This is a genomic window from Clostridium carboxidivorans P7, assembly GCF_001038625.1.
GTDB lineage: Bacteria > Bacillota > Clostridia > Clostridiales > Clostridiaceae > Clostridium_AM > Clostridium_AM carboxidivorans.
In genome coordinates, this window is record NZ_CP011803.1 from 15,423 (window position 1) to 31,809 (window position 16,387).

The following is a 16,387-nucleotide window of genomic DNA, read 5'->3' on the forward strand; positions in this document are numbered from 1 at the left end:
ATACAACTTTTCAGAGGACAGTGAAGGATGATTTTTCTCCGCTTTGCTACGAAAAATCTTTAATTAAACTTTTGATGACTCGTTTCGCTAAAGCGAAACATTGCTGACTAATATAAGTTTAAAGCTCATTTTGCGTTAGCAAAACAAGCTTTAGAAATAAATTAGTTTTCTGACATTAGGAGGAAAACTCACCTTCATTGTCCTTTGTCCTCTGTCAAATGTCCTCTGAAAATGTTATTCTGCATTTTGTAGTGTAGATTTATTTAGTGGCATTTTAATATTTTTTAAAGTTTCTTTATCGAATACTGCTACTAATAAAAATGTAGATAGACATGTTAACCACTCCATAAATATAACATGTGGGAAAATTCTTATTGCAGGTACAAGCTGCCATAAGAAAAGAGTTACTATTCCAACTATAATAGTACAAAATGCTGAGTTTCTTCTACAAAGCTTAGGTAAAAATATAGTAAATAAGAATGTAACAGTAAATGCTGTAGACAAACTTAAGCCTATGGATATGGTTTTTAGAATTCCACCTATAGATAAAGCCAATGCAAAGGTTGCTACTCCTAAGATACAAACAAGTATTTTATTTATACCTAAAAGTTTTTTATCATCAGCTTTAGGATTAATAAATTCCTTGTAAACATCATGGGAAATAAGAGTAGCAGAACCTAAAAGCATACTACAAGCAGATGACACATCTGCTGCCCAAAGTGCTGCAAGGGTTATTCCAGCTACTAATGGATTTAAAGACAATATCATTTTAGGTAATGCCATAGTAGCACTTACTCCAGGAAAAGCTGTTCTAGCTGACATTCCTATTAGAGCACACAAGAATCCTATAGGAATCATAAGTAATCCTCCAAGTATAAATCCATTTCTTGCAGTTTTTGCATCTTTAGCAGCAAAAGTTAACTGTACAGGACCTTGCATTGACATGGCTTGAGTAGTCATTATTAATATCCAACTAAGTACAACCCATATACCTGTTCCTTGTATGAAATTAAAGTAAGGAACATTATGAGGCAGCTGTTGGCTTAAGTTGTGTAAACCTCCTCTAGAGGATACAGCTAGTACTGTACATAGGATAATACCTATATATTTTAGAGGTACATTAAACAAATTACATAATCCAGCAGACCACATACCGCCTATAAAGGTTATACCTATAAATACACAAGCACTTATTATCATACCTGTTTTTAATGTAAACACTCCTGGTAGTAATGATGATAAAATTGCACCACCAGCAATGTATTGAAGAGACACAACTACAATTTGAATAATTATTTGGCAAATAACACATGCAACTCTACTTTTTTTATCATAAAATCTACCGAAAAGCTCTGGCACAGTTGAAACATTAAAATCTCTATATTTACCAGCTAAAGCAAGCCCCATTACTATAGCTCCAAAGCCCCAGGCTACATTGTACCATCCAGCTGAAAGTCCTAAACTATAAGCTTGTTCAGCAACTCCTATAGTGGAAGAACCTCCTATAGCAAGACCTATAAGTGAACAAGTTACAAGAGGTACAGTTAATTTTCTGCCTGCTAGAGTGTAACTTTCACCGCCCTTGCCAGCTCTTTTTTTAGCAAAAAAGCTTATTACGAAAAGTATTATTATATATAATGCAACTATGATTAAAGAAATATTCATTATGATAGCCCCCTTTTTATACTAGAATTTAATTTGTTAATGATTCCTAATTTAAATTTTGAAATAAAAAATCGCCCCCTGGCCAAGGGACGAAAAATCGTGGTACCACCCTAATTGATTAATAATGATATTTAATGAAAGTAAGGTTGCAGATAAAATAAAAAAGGTGCTGCCACAACCAAGGGACGAACTTAGTCGTGGTACCACCCTACTTTCAGATAAATAAAATATTAATCATCTCTTACTCTTAACGTGAGTTAGCGGCTCAGCCTACTAAAAATTCAGCTTACAGTTCAGGACTGTATTTCATTAAGTTTTTTGAACGATTTTCACCAACCATCGTCTCTCTGTAGAATACACTTAATTACTTATGTCCATCTTCACATTTAATAATTATTTAAAGAATATTATAGATAAATTTTTAAATAAATACAAAACCTGAAATTACTTCTAAGAATTAAATAACATTAAAATTCTTCAGTTTACTATAAAAATTTTTAATTTACTCTATTTTGCATATTTTATATATTTAGCTTTCATAATGAGAAATTCAACATGAATCTAAGCATCAATTGATTCTCCTATTATTTTTATGTGAACTTTTCTGTTTCTAGGACCATCAAATTCGCAAAAGTATAATCCTTGCCATATTCCAAGAAGTGGAGAACCATTTTGGATTATTATATTAGAACTTGCTCCCATAAGAGAAGCCTTTATGTGAGCATGAGAATTTCCCTCAATATGAAGATAATCTCCACTTTTGGGAAAGGTTTTGTTTAAGTTTACCAAAATGTCTCTAACTACATCGGGGTCAGCATTTTCATTTATAGTTATACCAGCCGTTGTATGAGGACAAAAAACTAATGCAATACCATCTTTTACTGAACTTTCTTTTATAGATTTTTTTAGTAAGTTGGTTATATTTATAAATTCATCAGATTTTGTTGTATTAATAGAATAAGTAAATAATTTTGACATTTAAATTACCTCTTTTCATATGTAATTTTAAAGTTGGGTTTATTTATAATTATAGATTTAATATAGAGTTAATTCAATTGAAAGCTTTTATTTTAAGTACAATCATATAAATTTTTTATAGCTTACAGTATTATAATAATAAACAATAAATATTTATTGTTTTTCGATAAAATAATATTGATTTTAAATAAACACATTGGTATAATTTAAATATAATAAAAAATAAAGCTCAATAGTAACACAAAATGCCACTTTGTAAATTGAAAAGCAATCTTTGTAACTGACAACTGAATATTTGTAAACGAAACGCCACTTTTGTATTCGAAATGCATGTTTTGTAAATGAGATGCAGCTTTTGTAACCAAAATGCAGTTTGATTTTTCACATTTATTGAAGTATTATATTAAAAATAAGCATGCTAAATGGAGGTCGACTCTCTCTCGATTTTTTTGTAATCGAAGAATCCACCCCTTAATTCCTTAGATAGGTTAGTGGTTGGCGACGCGCATTTTTATTATTTTTTTAGAAGAGTAGGCTTTAACGTGATGTCACTGGCGGCAACCGGTGCACATCCAAGTTTATGCAAAACTTCTTCTCCGTGATAAAAGCTGAATGTTTCGTATGGACTGCGATTATTCAGCTTTTTTCTTTTGTATGAATTAATATGATTCATCATTAGGTTGATATCTTCCTGGGTAAGGTTATTAAAATTTGTTCCTTTCGGAAGTATTCTTCGTATTAATTCATGATTTACTTCAATAGCCCCTTTTTGGTGAGGACTACCTGCATCACAGTAAAATACATTAGTACGCCAAAATGGTGTAGATTCCCGATATTCTATTGCTTTAGGATTTGAGAACTCACTCCCATTATCCGTAAGGATAACAGGAAAAAGCCTGCTGAAAGTTTCTTTTGTCAACCCTTTATCAAGCTGATTAAAGATATCAGTTACAGACTTTGAGGTGTTGGCATCTCTTAAGAATGCCAACATTAAACTGCAATCCACGAAGTGAATGGTCAAGAGACATTTACCCCCTTTGATACCAATCACAGAATCCATTTGTACAACTGAAATATCGGGGTTCTTTTCAATAAACACACAAAAGGCTTCATAATTGCGACCAATTCGACATCCTTTATCTACTTTGAATTCAGGCTTCTTATAACGCTCACGGAACTTGACTTTCCTTGGAAGATCAATATTCCTGACATCAAAAAGACACGCATCGATGTAATTATAAATTGTCTTTTCACTACACATAAGTTCGTCCTGATGATTAATGTAAATTTGATTTACAGATTGACCATTTTGAATAAGCGGCGAAATAATCTTATTCAATCTAGCGATTTCATCTTCAGATACACACAAGCCACTTCGTGATTGTGATATAGATTCATGTGCCTTGATGTGGGCATGCTCTGCATCATATATATTTTTTAAAAGTGTACATTTACAAATGATTCCGCAACTATTGCAAATATAAGGAACTCTGAATCTGGCAGTGCAAACTTCTTCAATAAACTCTAGACAGTTTGAATTACAAGAAGTACAAAGTTTACAGTAGATAGCAGATTTTCTGGTGCATTCTTTGCCACAGACTTTCTTATTTCTACAGTTAATGCGATTCTTACAAGCGTTGAATGGAAATCCAGGGTAACCTGTAGCAATTTTGGAACTATACTTTCGGACTTCTCTGGAAATGGTAGTTGGATTTTTTCCCAGTCTACGACTAATTTCTTTAAAGGAAAGACCATCTTTTAAGTATTTTTGCAATTCAAGTCTTTCTTCATAAGTGAAAAATTTAGACATATATATCCTCCATTCTGCCGCCAACAACCATAGGATATATAAAACAAAACTAATACGCAAACAAAAGACTGGTAATTAACCAATCTTTTGTAAGCTAGGATGCAACCACCTAGGGGATAAATATTTATTATTATTAATACAACCTAGTTGTTGTCAGAACGGTTGCATTTCGATTTACAATTAAGGTAATAAAAAATAAAAAATTAGGAGGTCAATATGATGAGAAATTATATGGAAGATGAAAAGAAATTTCAGTTTATTAATGTGGCTTTAAACGTATTATTTTATGTTGAGGTTATAGGCTGTATCATGTTTCCTATATTGTGGTGTACTTTTGATTTTAGCTTTAAATTTACACAAGCTAATATAATTATGACTATTTTATTTTTTATAGCATTTATAAACTGTATTATAATTACTAATGAGATTATAAAAATGAATAAAACTTTGATTGAAAAAAATCCATTTGTAATAAACAATGTGAAAAGTATGAGAAATATAGCTTTAAATATTTTTCTAATAGGTTTGTATATTTTTATAAAGGATAGACTTAAATTTGGACATCAAGTTTTTTTTGCTTTTCATTCTGATCAGTATGGACCTTATTGTGATATGGATTTTTTAATATTTATTATTATGAGTATTTTTATGATCATTTTAGCTGAAATGTTTAATCAGTCTATTAAAATAAAGCAAGATCATGATTTAACTATATGACAAGTTGTAAAAGAGGAGGGGTATAGGTGAAAATTACTAGAAATGATGCGAACTGGTGGAAAAGTTACTTCATTAATCCAAGTTTGAAATTTTTAACAATGTTATTAGGTTTATCTTTAGTTATGGAAATAATATCTTTATTAGCAATAATTTTAGCAGTAATATATGATATTTATAAAAATCATAATATGGGAAATAATTTAATGATTGTATTATTTATTATAACCTTTATTTGTATAATAATTATTACTTTCGAGTTAATGGAAATAATGAAAGCTTTCATTGATAGAGAAGTATTTATACTAAAAAACGTTTTGAGATTAAGAAAGGTAGGCTTTTCAACTATCATAGTTGGAGTATTTATATTTATAAATAACATTCTTAAGTATGGTCCTTGTGCTTTTACATTTTTAGATTTAGGAAATGGTATTACTTCAAGAATAGATACAGTTTTAGGTATCTTTATAGGAATTATTATATTGGTTTTTGCTGAAATATTTAAAGAAGCTGTAAAAATTAAGGAAGAAAATGACTTGATGATATAGGAGGAAATATATGCCTATTGTAATTAATTTAGATGTAATGATGGCTAAAAGAAAAGTATCATTATCAGAATTAGCTGAAAGAGTTGGTATTACAAATGCCAATTTATCTATATTAAAAAATAACAAAGCAAAAGCTGTTAGATTTTCCACTTTGGAAGCTATATGCAAAGAACTAAATTGCCAACCAGGGGATATTTTGGAGTATTCTGTAAAAACTCAAGGCGAAGATGATTTAAATGTTACGAAGTAAAAATATTGCGACACAATATTTTTAGTTAATAGTTAATAATGAAGAATTAATAGTTAATGTGGATTTTTTTCCGTTACACTACAAAAAATCTTTAATTAAGTTTTTGAAGGCTCGTTTTGCTAAGGCAAAACATTGCTGACATCTTATTTATATAAATTTAAAGATTTTTTGCGACAGCAAAAATCATCCTTCACTATTAATTCTTAATTATTAATTCGTAACTTGCGAAGCTTTGCTTATTTTGTAAAAAAATTGAATTTCATAAATATATATTCAATTTTGCCTTTGATTTAATAGAGTAATAAACTCAAAAAAGAACAAAATAAGACCATAAAGTGTAGTACAAATCTTATTAAAGAGGAGGAATATACTATGTCAAACAATAATAGAGTTTTAGTACCAGAAGCTAAAGAGGCATTAAACAAGTTCAAAATGGAATCAGCTGCTGAAGTTGGTGTAACATTAAAAGATGGATACAATGGAGATTTAACTTCAAGAGAGGCTGGCTCAATAGGTGGAAACATGGTTAAAAAAATGGTAGAAGCTTATGAAAAGAGTCTATAGTATAAGATAAAAGGAATCCTGTACTCATATTTTGGAGTACAGGATTTTATAGTTTTGCAATTTAATATTTATAATGATATATAATCATAGTAATAAAATATACTACAGGCATAAAAATTAAGGTAGCTATAGATAAATCACTTGCAGATATACTTAAGAAGTCAGTTCCAATGGTAGCAGCAAAAACAAACCAATAGGTTATCCAGAAAGCTCTATAACCAGTTTTGTTGCGTATAAAAATGTTTCTTTCCTCATTTTCTGCTTTTACACTTTTAATCAATTGAGTCTTATCCTTTCCAAAGATGTAAATCAACATGCCAATTATTCCTACAGGAGTAAAGCCAATTGCTATACCAGACATAGCATGCCTTTGAAAATTTAAAACATATCCTACAAATAAAGCTATAAGGCCAATAACGGCCATAATGCCATAGTAAAATATACCTTTTTTTATTTCTTTATTAACGTCCATTTAAAATTCCTCCTCTTCAAATATAAATATTTCTTCAATGGATAGATTAAAACTCTTAGCTATTTTATGAGCAAGTAAAATAGAAGGGTTATACTTGCCATTTTCTAGGGAAATAATTGTTTGTCTAGATACATCAACTTTTTCAGCTAGATCTTGCTGTGTAAGGTTAAAGTTTTCCCTTAATTGCTTTATTTTGTTTTTCAAAAATTACCACCTCCGTGTAAAGCTAACTTTACATTGACTGCAAAATATAACTTAATTATATTGGAAACACATTTAAATGTTAAGTAAGCTTTACATTCATTATACACATAAATATTATAAATGTAAAGCTTACTTTACTATAATTTGTATAAAATATTTATTGATTTTTCTATAAAAGTACTGTTGCATTTCTATAATTATTTGATATAATAAAAGTAAATAAGATATTAAAAGGTTTTCATAGGGGAAATTTACTAGGGTAATTTTTCTGAAATATTTGTAAGCTTTAATTTTGAACCTACAGCATTTGAACGGGAGCTTAATATTTAAATGTGTATTTGAGCTATAAGTCCAACATGTGTTGGCATATTCAAAGAAACATTTGTGAAAGCACCCACCTATCGTAGAGATAGGTGTCAAAATTAAAGTAACGGTATTTTGGAGTTATAAATTAGAAGTTTTGCTGAGATAAGCATAATTATAAAGGGAGGCATATACCTCTCTTTATAATTATGCTTAAATTTTTTTTGATTGAAGTATATAATAACATTTTAAATTTTACAACATATATATTAATCAGGAGGTGAATTTTTATGAGTAAATTTGCAATAGATCCTGGGCATGGAGATGTAAATGGAAGTTTAGGTGGAGATGGTGGAGCAGTTGGCTACCTAGTTGAACAGGATTGTGCTTTAGATATAGGAAATAGAGTTATATCTAAGTTGAAGTCCTTAGGATATGAAGCATGGAATGTAAGACCTTCCACTGCTTCAAATGTTACAGACAGCCTGCAGCGAAGATGTGATGGAGCTGTTAGTGCAGACTATTTAGTTTCAATACACTTAAATGCTGGTGGAGGAAAAGGTAGTGAAGTTTTTGCCATGAGCTCTTCAGGGAATACTTTAGCTAGCAGCGTATTAAGTTCACTAGTATCCTTAGGATTTGTCAATAGAGGAGTTAAAGATGGCAGTGGTTTGTATGTAATAAAGCATAGTAAACCAGTTGCTATATTAATAGAAGTATGTTTTGTAGATACTAAAAGTGATGCAGATTTATATAATCAGTTAGGATCAGAGACTATAGCTAATGCAGTAGTTCAGGGACTTACAGGACGACAAGTTTCAGATAGCAATATGAATCCTGATTTTATTAAATCTGTTCAGCATGATTTGCAGAGAGTTAGCTGCCTTCAGGCTGGAGAAAATAATGTTACGGGAAAACTAGATGATAAAACTAAACAAGCTATAACTCAGTTTAGGTATATAGTTGATTTACCTAGTGGAAATAGTATAGATGATGCTCTTGTTAATGCATTAAATACAATAGTTAACAAGCCAACTATAGGAGCAGGGTGGCCATCAAATCCTATACCTACTAAATTTATAAAATGGTATATTGGTATAACACCTAAAAATGAATTATGGGATTCTAATACAGTGCAAAAAGTTAAGGAATGGCAGGTTAAAGCTGGAATATGGAGTGCTCAAGGAGCAGATGGAGTAATAAGAGAAAAAGATTGGAATAAAATTTTAAAATAATAGCTGAGAGAGTAAAAAGAAGTATAACATTTTAGGTTTTACTTCAAAATTACTCTCTTTTAAATTTGTTGCTTTATTGTTGATTTTTCTAGAAATTTAAAGTTTTAAATGAATATATAATAAAGAATAATTTTGGATTTATAATTGTAAATAATTCATATCAAAATGTTTATAAAAAACATATAATGATATTAAATAAGAAGTCAGTGTTTAGAGTTTATTTATGAATTTTCATTAAAATAGAAATACCTTATAAGCATATAATTCATACACAGGTTTAATTTTCTTACTTTGGTTTAAGTATGAAGTTATAATGTGGAGGTGATATTAATGATGAATTCAAGTTTTGAGAATCTATCAAAAAACAATGAAAGATTGAATACAAAAGAGTCCATTAAAATGTTGGATTATTCTATAATAAAAGAAAGTAAAAAACTAATAGAATTTATTTTCACATGTGCTACTGCTCCTATGATTGCAGAGTTAATAGTGTTTATAATTATAATATAAAGTTTTTATTAATATTAATTTGTGAAAATATCACAAATTCTCAGCAGGACTAAATTTTATTCTGAGGATTTTTTTATTTGTTTAGGATAAAATATATAACAAATATTACTTAAAAAAGGAGTCATGTTTATGGATACAAAAAAGGCTGTTGAAATTGTGGAATCTTTAGGCGTAATAGAAGTGAAATATAATGAAAGACCTGTCTGGATACAAAATATTAATGAAAAAAGTAATACAGCTAAGGTTAAAGATATAAATACTAATGAAGAATTTAATGTAAATATTAAAAATTTAGTGGAAAGTTAATTGGAATAAATATTAATTTGACTTACTTATATAAATATATTAAAATAAACTAGAATTAAATAGAATAGCAAAGACAGTTCATTTGTACCATCCTGTCTATAAACAAAACTAGGGCCAAGCTACCGAGTAAGGTAGTTTTTTGTTTATGGGGCAGTTAAGCCCTTTTTTATTGCCCTTTTTTGCTAAGTGATGGTAAGTAACCTATAAATTATTAGGTTATATTAAGCAATATTCAAATTAAATATTAATTTAAAAATCATTAGTAAGGAGAGGCTAATTGTGAAAAAGATAGGTTTAACTACTACAGTACCAATAGAAGTACTTTTAGCTGCGGGATATACCCCTGTGGACTTGAATAATATATTTGTGATTTCAAAGGACTATACAAAATATATAGATATTGCAGAAAAAGATGGTTTTCCAAGAAGTTTATGTACATGGATTAAAGGAATATATGGAGCATGTCTACATAACAATATTAAAGAAATCGTTGGGGTTTTGGAAGGAGACTGTTCTAATACAAAGGCACTTATAGAAGTATTAAAATCAAAAGGTATTAAGGTATATCCTTTTTCTTTTCCTCACAGCCATAAAAAAGAAGATATAAAAGAAGCAATAAAAAGATTTATGGATATTTTTCAAGTTGATATAGAGGATGTGGAGATGGTTAGAAAAAGGCTGAATGAAGTCAGGGGATTAGCAAGAACTATAGATGAATTAACATATAAATATAATAAAATAAATGGGTTTGAAAATCACTTATATCAGGTAAGCTGCAGTGATTTTAATTCTAATATTGATGGGTTTGAAAATGAACTTAAGAAAGTAATTTTGAATGTAAAATATACAAACCCTATTTATAAAAAAATTAGATTAGGATATATAGGTGTTCCTCCTATGACAACAGATATATATGAATTTGTAGAAAATTTTAATGCATGTTTTGTATATAACGAAGTTCAAAGAGAGTTTGCATTTCCAAGAGGAGATAAAGCTTTGGATATATATGAACAGTATTATGATTATACTTATCCTTATGATGTAAACTTTAGAATTTTAGAATTAAAAAAGCAAATTGAAGAAAGAAAATTAGATGGAATAATTCATTATACACAAGCTTTTTGTTATAGAGCTGTTGAACACATAGTTCTAAAGGAAGAGCTTGATATTCCAATGCTAAATATTGAAGGAGACAAATTAAATGAATTAGATGCTAGAACTAAACTTAGAATAGAAGCCTTTCTTGATATGTTGTTGGACTTAAGGCATCTTCAAAAAAATAATAAGTCCACCTGCTAGTCTATTTTGTGTCATGCGGCGTCGGCAGAACCTTTAGATAGGTTCAACTATCTGCGGAACCTGCCTCCTTGCCTGACGTAAAATATCTGTCACATTTGGACTAATTATTTTATTTCAGATGCCTAAAGGAGGAAAAAGTGTGAGAATTCTTGGAATAGACCTTGGAAGTAGGGAAGTAAAGATTACATTAATGGAAGAAGGAAAATTAATAGAAAACAAAAAAATAAGCACCATGTGTTTTTATAGGGATTATTGCAGCTATGATGGGAGAATTATAGTAGATTTAAATAAATTGAATATAGAAAAAGTAGATAGAGCAGTGTCTACAGGATATGGCAGAAATAATATTAATCTTAATACATTTACACCAATAAATGAAATTAAAGCTCATGTTTATGGTGCATTTTATCAAACAGGATTGAAGGATTTTATATTGCTGGATGTAGGTGGACAGGATGTTAAGGTAGTTAAAGTTGAGAAGGGAATAACTACAGATTTAGAACTTAATGAAAAATGTGCTGCTTCTTGTGGAAGATACTTAGAAAATATGGCAAATGTACTTGAAATACCTATTAATAATATGAGCAAATATTATGAAAATCCAGTGGAGCTAAATGCAACCTGTGCAGTATTTTCAGAATCAGAGTTGATTGGAAAAATAGCAGAAGGTATAAGTATGGACAGGTTATGTGCAGGTGTAAATTATTCTTTATATAAAAGGCTTCAGCCTCTTTTATCTAAATTTAAAGGTAAAAAACTAGTTTTGACTGGCGGGGTTGCCAATAATGAGTCTATAAGGCATTACTTAAAAAATGATTATGAAGAAATAATATGTGCTCAAGAGCCTCAATTTAATGGAGCTATAGGATGCTGTTATTATGGAAGTAAATTTTTGAAATAAAGTTTGGAGGAATTTAATTGTATAGTTTAAAAGTAGAACTAAGTTTTGATAGTGCACATTTTCTTGCTGGATATAAAGGAAAGTGCAGTAATATACATGGACACAGATGGAGAGTTGAGATTGAAGTTCAGTCAGAAAATTTGATAGATAGTGGACAAATGGATGGAATGGTAGTAGACTTTGGAGATTTAAAAAGTGACCTTAAAGAAATGGTAGATTTTTATGACCATGCATTAATCATACAAAAGGGAACTATGAGAGAAGAAACTTTAAAATGTTTGATTCAAGATGAATTTAAAATAATTGAACTTGAATTTAGACCAACAGCAGAAAATTTAGCTAAATTCTTTTTTGATACTATGAAAGAAAAAGGATATAACATGAAAAGAGCAGTAGTATATGAGACTCCTAGCAATTGTGCGGTTTATGAGTAGATGAGGTGAAAAAATGGGATTTAAAGTAGTTGAAAAATTTATAAGCATCAATGGAGAAGGACCTATGTCAGGCCAATTAGCTGTTTTTATAAGATTTGCAGGATGTAATTTAAGATGTAGTTATTGTGATACTCTCTGGGCTAATGAAAAAGACGTACCTTATGAAACATTTAATGCTAAAGAAATATATGAATACATAAAAAGTACAAGCATAAAAAACGTAACATTAACTGGTGGAGAACCTTTAATGCAGCAAGATATTATGGAATTATTAAAATTACTTTGTGAAGATAAAAATTTATATGTGGAAGTAGAAACTAATGGTAGTATAGCTGTAGATAAATTTTTGAAAGTAGAAAATCCACCTAGTTTAACTATGGATTATAAACTTCCATCAAGCAACATGGAAAATAATATGAATATGGATAATTTAAAATATTTAACGAAGAATGATACAGTTAAGTTTGTAGCAGGAAGTATTGAAGATTTAGAAAAAGCTAAAAATATAATATATATTCATAAATTAGTGGAAAAAACTAGAGTATATATTAGTCCTGTATTTGGTAAAATTGCTATGGATGAAATTGTTCAATTTATGCTGGATAATAAAATGAATGGAGTCAATCTACAAGTGCAGCTTCATAAAATTATATGGGATCCAGATAAAAGAGGAGTTTAGGAGGAATTTGTATGAATAAAGAAAAAGCAGTAGTTGTATTTAGTGGTGGACAAGATAGTACAACTTGTTTATTTTGGGCTAAGAAGAAATTTAAAGAAGTTATAGCAGTATCCTTTGATTATAATCAAAAACATAAATTAGAATTGGAGTGTGCAAAAAGCATTTGTAAAAAATACAATGTGGAGCATCATATTTTAGATTTAAATTTATTAAATCAATTAGCGCCAAACTCTTTAACTAGACAGGATATAAAGGTAGATAAAGAGGTTCCAAGTGGTGGACTTCCTAATTCATTTGTAGATGGAAGAAATATGTTGTTTTTAACCTTTGTAGCTGTATTTGCAAAACAAAGAGATATAAACAATATTATAACAGGAGTATCTCAAAGTGATTTTAGTGGATATCCAGATTGCAGAGATGTATTTATAAAATCTTTAAATGTAACTTTAAATTTGGCTATGGATTATCAGTTTGATATTTATACTCCATTAATGTGGATTAATAAGGCTGAAACATGGAAAATGGCTTATGATTTAAGTGTACTTGATATAGTAAAAAATGAAACATTAACTTGCTATAATGGAATTAAAGGCAATGGCTGTGGAGAATGTCCAGCCTGTAGGTTAAGAAAAAATGGTTATTTAGAATTTAAAAATAAGTATTTACAAAGTCAACAATAGAATAAATTTTACTTTTTTTAATATAGTTAGTATTAGAGTATTTTTTATAAATAAAATTTTTAGTATAAACTATAGGAAACATTATTAGAAATTGATATTTTTAATAATGTTTTTTTATGTGAATGTAATAATAAAAGAACATAAAAGAAGGATTTTTTGAAGCTTATGGAAAATATAGTTAATTAGCTTATATTTAAATATTTGATTTAGAAATAAAGAGGTGAGTATTTTTTATTCATTAAAATGTAAAAGTATATTAAAAATAACATATTGAGGAGGAAAAATATGAATAAAAATAATAAAAAATTAACATTGATCCCGTTATCATTAATGGTTGTTACATCAGTATTCATGTTTCCTAATGTCCCCAGAGCATTTTTGCTTATGGGATATGCTGCCATTCCTTGGTATATACTAGCTGCAATAACTTATCTTATACCATTTGCATTTATGGTGGGAGAGTATGGTGCTGCGTTTAAAAATGAGAAAGGAGGAATTTATTCCTGGCTAGAGAGAATTATTGGACCTAAATATGCATTTATATCTATATTTATGTGGTATGTTGGATGGTTGGTGTGGATAATTTTAACTTGTAATTCTATATGGGTTCATTTTTCAACTATATTATTTGGTACAGATACAACTTCAAAATGGTCATTGTTAAGAATAGGCTCAACTCAAACATTAGGATTGTTATCAATAATGTTTGCTATATTATTGACATTTATAGCAACTAAAGGTTTGGATAAAGTATCAAAAATAACTTCAGTAGGTGGTATTTCTGTTGCATTTATTAATATAGTTGCATATATTGGTGCGATAGTTGTGTTTATACTAAAGCATGGGAAAATAGCTCAACCTATTAATGCTCAAGCATTTTTAAATTCTCCTAATCCTAGCTATACATCAGCTATATCAATAATATCATTTATCTCTTTTGCTATACTTGCTTACGCTGGTATTGAGGTAGTTGCAGGAGTTACAGATGATACTGAAAACTCTGAAAAAACATTTCCTAAGGGTGTTTTAATGGGATCTATATTTATTGGAATTGGATATTCATTGGGCATATTTGCTTGTGGTATATTTACTAATTGGCAAAATGTACTGTCTGGAAAAGATGTAAATATGGTTAATGTAACAATTATAATGATGAATAATTTGGGATATCAGATTGGTCAGGGTTTATCATTAAGCCAAGCTGCTTGTGTATTAGTTGGTAATTGGGTAGCTAGACTTGTTGCATTATCAATGTTTTTAACTTATATAGGTGCTTTAATTTCATATTCATATTCACCATTAAAACAATTGATAGAAGGTACTCCAAAAAAGTTATGGCCTGGAAAACTATCAGAAATCAAAGATGGTATTCCTAAAAACGCTATGTGGATTCAATGTATTTTTATAGTTTTCTTTATATTGATATTAAGTTTAGGTGGACAGGGTGCTTCTAAGTTTTTTGATAAATTAGTATTAATGACAAATGTGGCAACTACATTGCCTTATATATTTATGTCAAGTGCTTTTGCTAAATTTAAAAATAATACAAGTATTGAAAAACCATTTGTTATATATAAGAGTTATGGTAGTGCATTGTTATGGACAATAATAGTTACATTTACTGTTGTAATAGCTAATGTTACTGTAGTAGTTAAACCTGCATTGAAAGGTGATATAGCCTCATCAATTTGGATGATAGCTGGACCTGTAATATTTTCAATAATTGCAATTGCAATGTATGCAAGATATGAAAAAATGAGTAAAACAACCATTGACAATAGTGTGCAGAAGTAGATGGTACAGTATGCTTCAAGGGAGAGGATGAGTTTTATGAAAACATTTGATTGTCATTCTGATATATTAATTGATATTACAAATAGAAGAATGAAAGGTGAAAAAGATATTTTAAAAAATTATCATATAAAAAGGTTACAAAAAGGAAATGTAAGAGGTACCATATTAGCAGTGTGGATTGATCCTAATTTTGTTAATGAACCAATGCAAAGAATGCTTAATATTTTGGGAGCGGCTTGTGATGAGTTTAGAGAATCAAAAGAGTGTGCAGCCATTGCGCTTAATGCTGAAGATATTAAGAATATACAAAATTCTGGAAGACTTGCTGTTATATTAGGAATGGAAGGGTTAAGTGGTTTAAAAGGAAATGTTGGTGTTTTGAGTATGCTGTATAATTTAGGTGTTAGACATGCAATGCTTACTTGGAATGAAGAAAATGAATTTGCTACTGGTGTAGCTAGTCCTAATAAGAAAAGAGGGGTAACTGAACTTGGAATTAGAGCACTTAATAAAATGGAAAGTTTGGGAATATTAATAGATTCATCTCATGGAAATGAAAAAACTTTTTGGGACATTTATGAAAACTCCACTAAGCCGTTTATTGCTTCTCATTCTAATGTATATAGTATTTGTCCTGTTAGTCGTAATTTAAAAGATGATCAAATTAAAGCAATTGCAGAACGTAGGGGTGTAATTGGTATGAATGCTTGGCCAGAATTTGTACATGAACAAAAACCTAGTTTGCAAAAGTTAGCAGATCATATTGATTATATTGCTGATTTGGTTGGAATTGATTATATCAGTTTTGGATTTGATTTTTGTGAATATTTAGATTCAGAAGCATTATCTTTTACCGAAAGTGATTGTTTGCAAACTCCAGGGTTAGAAGATGCATCTAAAGTACCTGATCTTTTAGATATTTTAGTTAAAAGAGGCTATGGAAGTGAAGATATAGAAAAAATAGCTTATAAAAATATAATGCGTGTTTTTAAAGAAGTTTTAAAATAAATATAAGAATGTAGTTTTTTATAAACTTTAGTT

19 protein-coding genes, 1 other RNA gene and 1 other annotated feature are annotated in these 16,387 nt (G+C 29.3%); of the genes, 15 read left to right on the forward strand and 5 right to left on the reverse strand.

The window, feature by feature from the left end; genetic code table 11:
- Positions 1-234: 234 nt before the first annotated feature.
- From Ccar_RS00075 to Ccar_RS00085, 3 genes are all read right to left on the reverse strand, one after another.
- Positions 235-1,665 carry a sodium:solute symporter family protein gene (locus Ccar_RS00075; RefSeq protein WP_007061451.1) on the reverse strand — a complete coding sequence of 477 codons (1,431 nt, stop codon included), beginning with the start codon at positions 1,663-1,665 and terminating at the stop codon, positions 235-237.
- A 178-nt stretch (positions 1,666-1,843) separates the two neighbouring features.
- Positions 1,844-2,055: a binding site (T-box leader), on the reverse strand.
- 171 nt (positions 2,056-2,226) lie between these two features.
- The gene (locus tag Ccar_RS00080; protein WP_048029768.1) at positions 2,227-2,643 is read right to left on the reverse strand and encodes a secondary thiamine-phosphate synthase enzyme YjbQ; all 417 of its coding nucleotides are present in this window, start codon (positions 2,641-2,643) and stop codon (positions 2,227-2,229) included.
- Between the two features lie 514 nt (positions 2,644-3,157).
- The gene (locus tag Ccar_RS00085) at positions 3,158-4,453 is read right to left on the reverse strand and encodes an IS30 family transposase (protein WP_007061449.1); all 1,296 of its coding nucleotides are present in this window, start codon (positions 4,451-4,453) and stop codon (positions 3,158-3,160) included.
- Between the two features lie 219 nt (positions 4,454-4,672).
- On the opposite strand from Ccar_RS00085, the gene Ccar_RS26205 reads away from it, so the two are divergent.
- The 4 genes from Ccar_RS26205 to Ccar_RS00110 all read left to right on the forward strand — a co-directional run bounded on the left by Ccar_RS26205 (position 4,673) and on the right by Ccar_RS00110 (position 6,529).
- Positions 4,673-5,170, forward strand: a complete 498-nt coding sequence (locus Ccar_RS26205; RefSeq protein WP_242852184.1) for a DUF2975 domain-containing protein — start codon at positions 4,673-4,675, stop codon at positions 5,168-5,170.
- A gap of 26 nt (positions 5,171-5,196) precedes the next feature.
- Positions 5,197-5,715 (forward strand): DUF2975 domain-containing protein, encoded by a 519-nt coding sequence (locus tag Ccar_RS00100; RefSeq protein ID WP_007061446.1) that lies wholly within the window; start codon positions 5,197-5,199, stop codon positions 5,713-5,715.
- A 10-nt stretch (positions 5,716-5,725) separates the two neighbouring features.
- The gene (locus Ccar_RS00105; protein WP_007061445.1) at positions 5,726-5,965 is read left to right on the forward strand and encodes a helix-turn-helix domain-containing protein; all 240 of its coding nucleotides are present in this window, start codon (positions 5,726-5,728) and stop codon (positions 5,963-5,965) included.
- Between the two features lie 372 nt (positions 5,966-6,337).
- Entirely contained in the window at positions 6,338-6,529 is a 192-nt protein-coding gene (locus tag Ccar_RS00110; RefSeq protein WP_007061444.1) for an alpha/beta-type small acid-soluble spore protein, read from the forward strand.
- A gap of 61 nt (positions 6,530-6,590) precedes the next feature.
- Here the strand turns inward: Ccar_RS00110 and Ccar_RS00115 are convergent, their stop codons facing one another.
- Together Ccar_RS00115 and Ccar_RS00120 are read right to left on the reverse strand one after the other, a co-directional pair.
- The gene (locus tag Ccar_RS00115) at positions 6,591-7,001 is read right to left on the reverse strand and encodes a hypothetical protein (RefSeq protein ID WP_007061443.1); all 411 of its coding nucleotides are present in this window, start codon (positions 6,999-7,001) and stop codon (positions 6,591-6,593) included.
- Positions 7,002-7,205, reverse strand: a complete 204-nt coding sequence (locus tag Ccar_RS00120) for a helix-turn-helix transcriptional regulator (protein WP_007061442.1) — start codon at positions 7,203-7,205, stop codon at positions 7,002-7,004. It abuts the gene before it with no gap.
- Positions 7,206-7,467: 262 nt separating this feature from the next.
- Here Ccar_RS00120 and ssrS point away from each other — a divergent pair.
- The 11 genes from ssrS (at position 7,468) to Ccar_RS00170 (ending at position 16,354) form a co-directional block, all read left to right on the forward strand.
- Positions 7,468-7,654, forward strand: a non-coding RNA gene (gene ssrS / locus Ccar_RS26210) — 6S RNA.
- Between the two features lie 144 nt (positions 7,655-7,798).
- Positions 7,799-8,743, forward strand: coding sequence for an N-acetylmuramoyl-L-alanine amidase (locus Ccar_RS00125; RefSeq protein ID WP_007061441.1), 945 nt, complete (start codon positions 7,799-7,801; stop codon positions 8,741-8,743).
- Between the two features lie 330 nt (positions 8,744-9,073).
- Positions 9,074-9,253 (forward strand): hypothetical protein, encoded by a 180-nt coding sequence (locus Ccar_RS00130; protein WP_007061440.1) that lies wholly within the window; start codon positions 9,074-9,076, stop codon positions 9,251-9,253.
- A gap of 129 nt (positions 9,254-9,382) precedes the next feature.
- On the forward strand, positions 9,383-9,559 hold the full coding sequence (locus tag Ccar_RS00135; protein WP_007061439.1) for an H-type small acid-soluble spore protein: 177 nt from the start codon (positions 9,383-9,385) through the stop codon (positions 9,557-9,559).
- Positions 9,560-9,838: 279 nt separating this feature from the next.
- A complete protein-coding gene (locus tag Ccar_RS00140) occupies positions 9,839-10,858 on the forward strand; it encodes a 2-hydroxyacyl-CoA dehydratase family protein (RefSeq protein WP_007061438.1) in 1,020 nt (339 codons plus the stop codon).
- 139 nt (positions 10,859-10,997) lie between these two features.
- The gene (locus Ccar_RS00145) at positions 10,998-11,759 is read left to right on the forward strand and encodes an acyl-CoA dehydratase activase (protein WP_007061437.1); all 762 of its coding nucleotides are present in this window, start codon (positions 10,998-11,000) and stop codon (positions 11,757-11,759) included.
- 17 nt (positions 11,760-11,776) lie between these two features.
- Entirely contained in the window at positions 11,777-12,193 is a 417-nt protein-coding gene (gene queD, locus Ccar_RS00150; protein ID WP_007061436.1) for a 6-carboxytetrahydropterin synthase QueD, read from the forward strand.
- Positions 12,194-12,206: 13 nt separating this feature from the next.
- On the forward strand, positions 12,207-12,872 hold the full coding sequence (gene queE, locus Ccar_RS00155) for a putative 7-carboxy-7-deazaguanine synthase QueE (RefSeq protein WP_007061435.1): 666 nt from the start codon (positions 12,207-12,209) through the stop codon (positions 12,870-12,872).
- 11 nt (positions 12,873-12,883) lie between these two features.
- Positions 12,884-13,552, forward strand: a complete 669-nt coding sequence (queC, locus tag Ccar_RS00160; protein ID WP_007061434.1) for a 7-cyano-7-deazaguanine synthase QueC — start codon at positions 12,884-12,886, stop codon at positions 13,550-13,552.
- A gap of 285 nt (positions 13,553-13,837) precedes the next feature.
- On the forward strand, positions 13,838-15,346 hold the full coding sequence (gene yjeM, locus Ccar_RS00165) for a glutamate/gamma-aminobutyrate family transporter YjeM (protein ID WP_007061433.1): 1,509 nt from the start codon (positions 13,838-13,840) through the stop codon (positions 15,344-15,346).
- A 36-nt stretch (positions 15,347-15,382) separates the two neighbouring features.
- The gene (locus tag Ccar_RS00170) at positions 15,383-16,354 is read left to right on the forward strand and encodes a dipeptidase (protein WP_007061432.1); all 972 of its coding nucleotides are present in this window, start codon (positions 15,383-15,385) and stop codon (positions 16,352-16,354) included.
- The last annotated feature ends 33 nt before the right edge of the window (positions 16,355-16,387 follow it).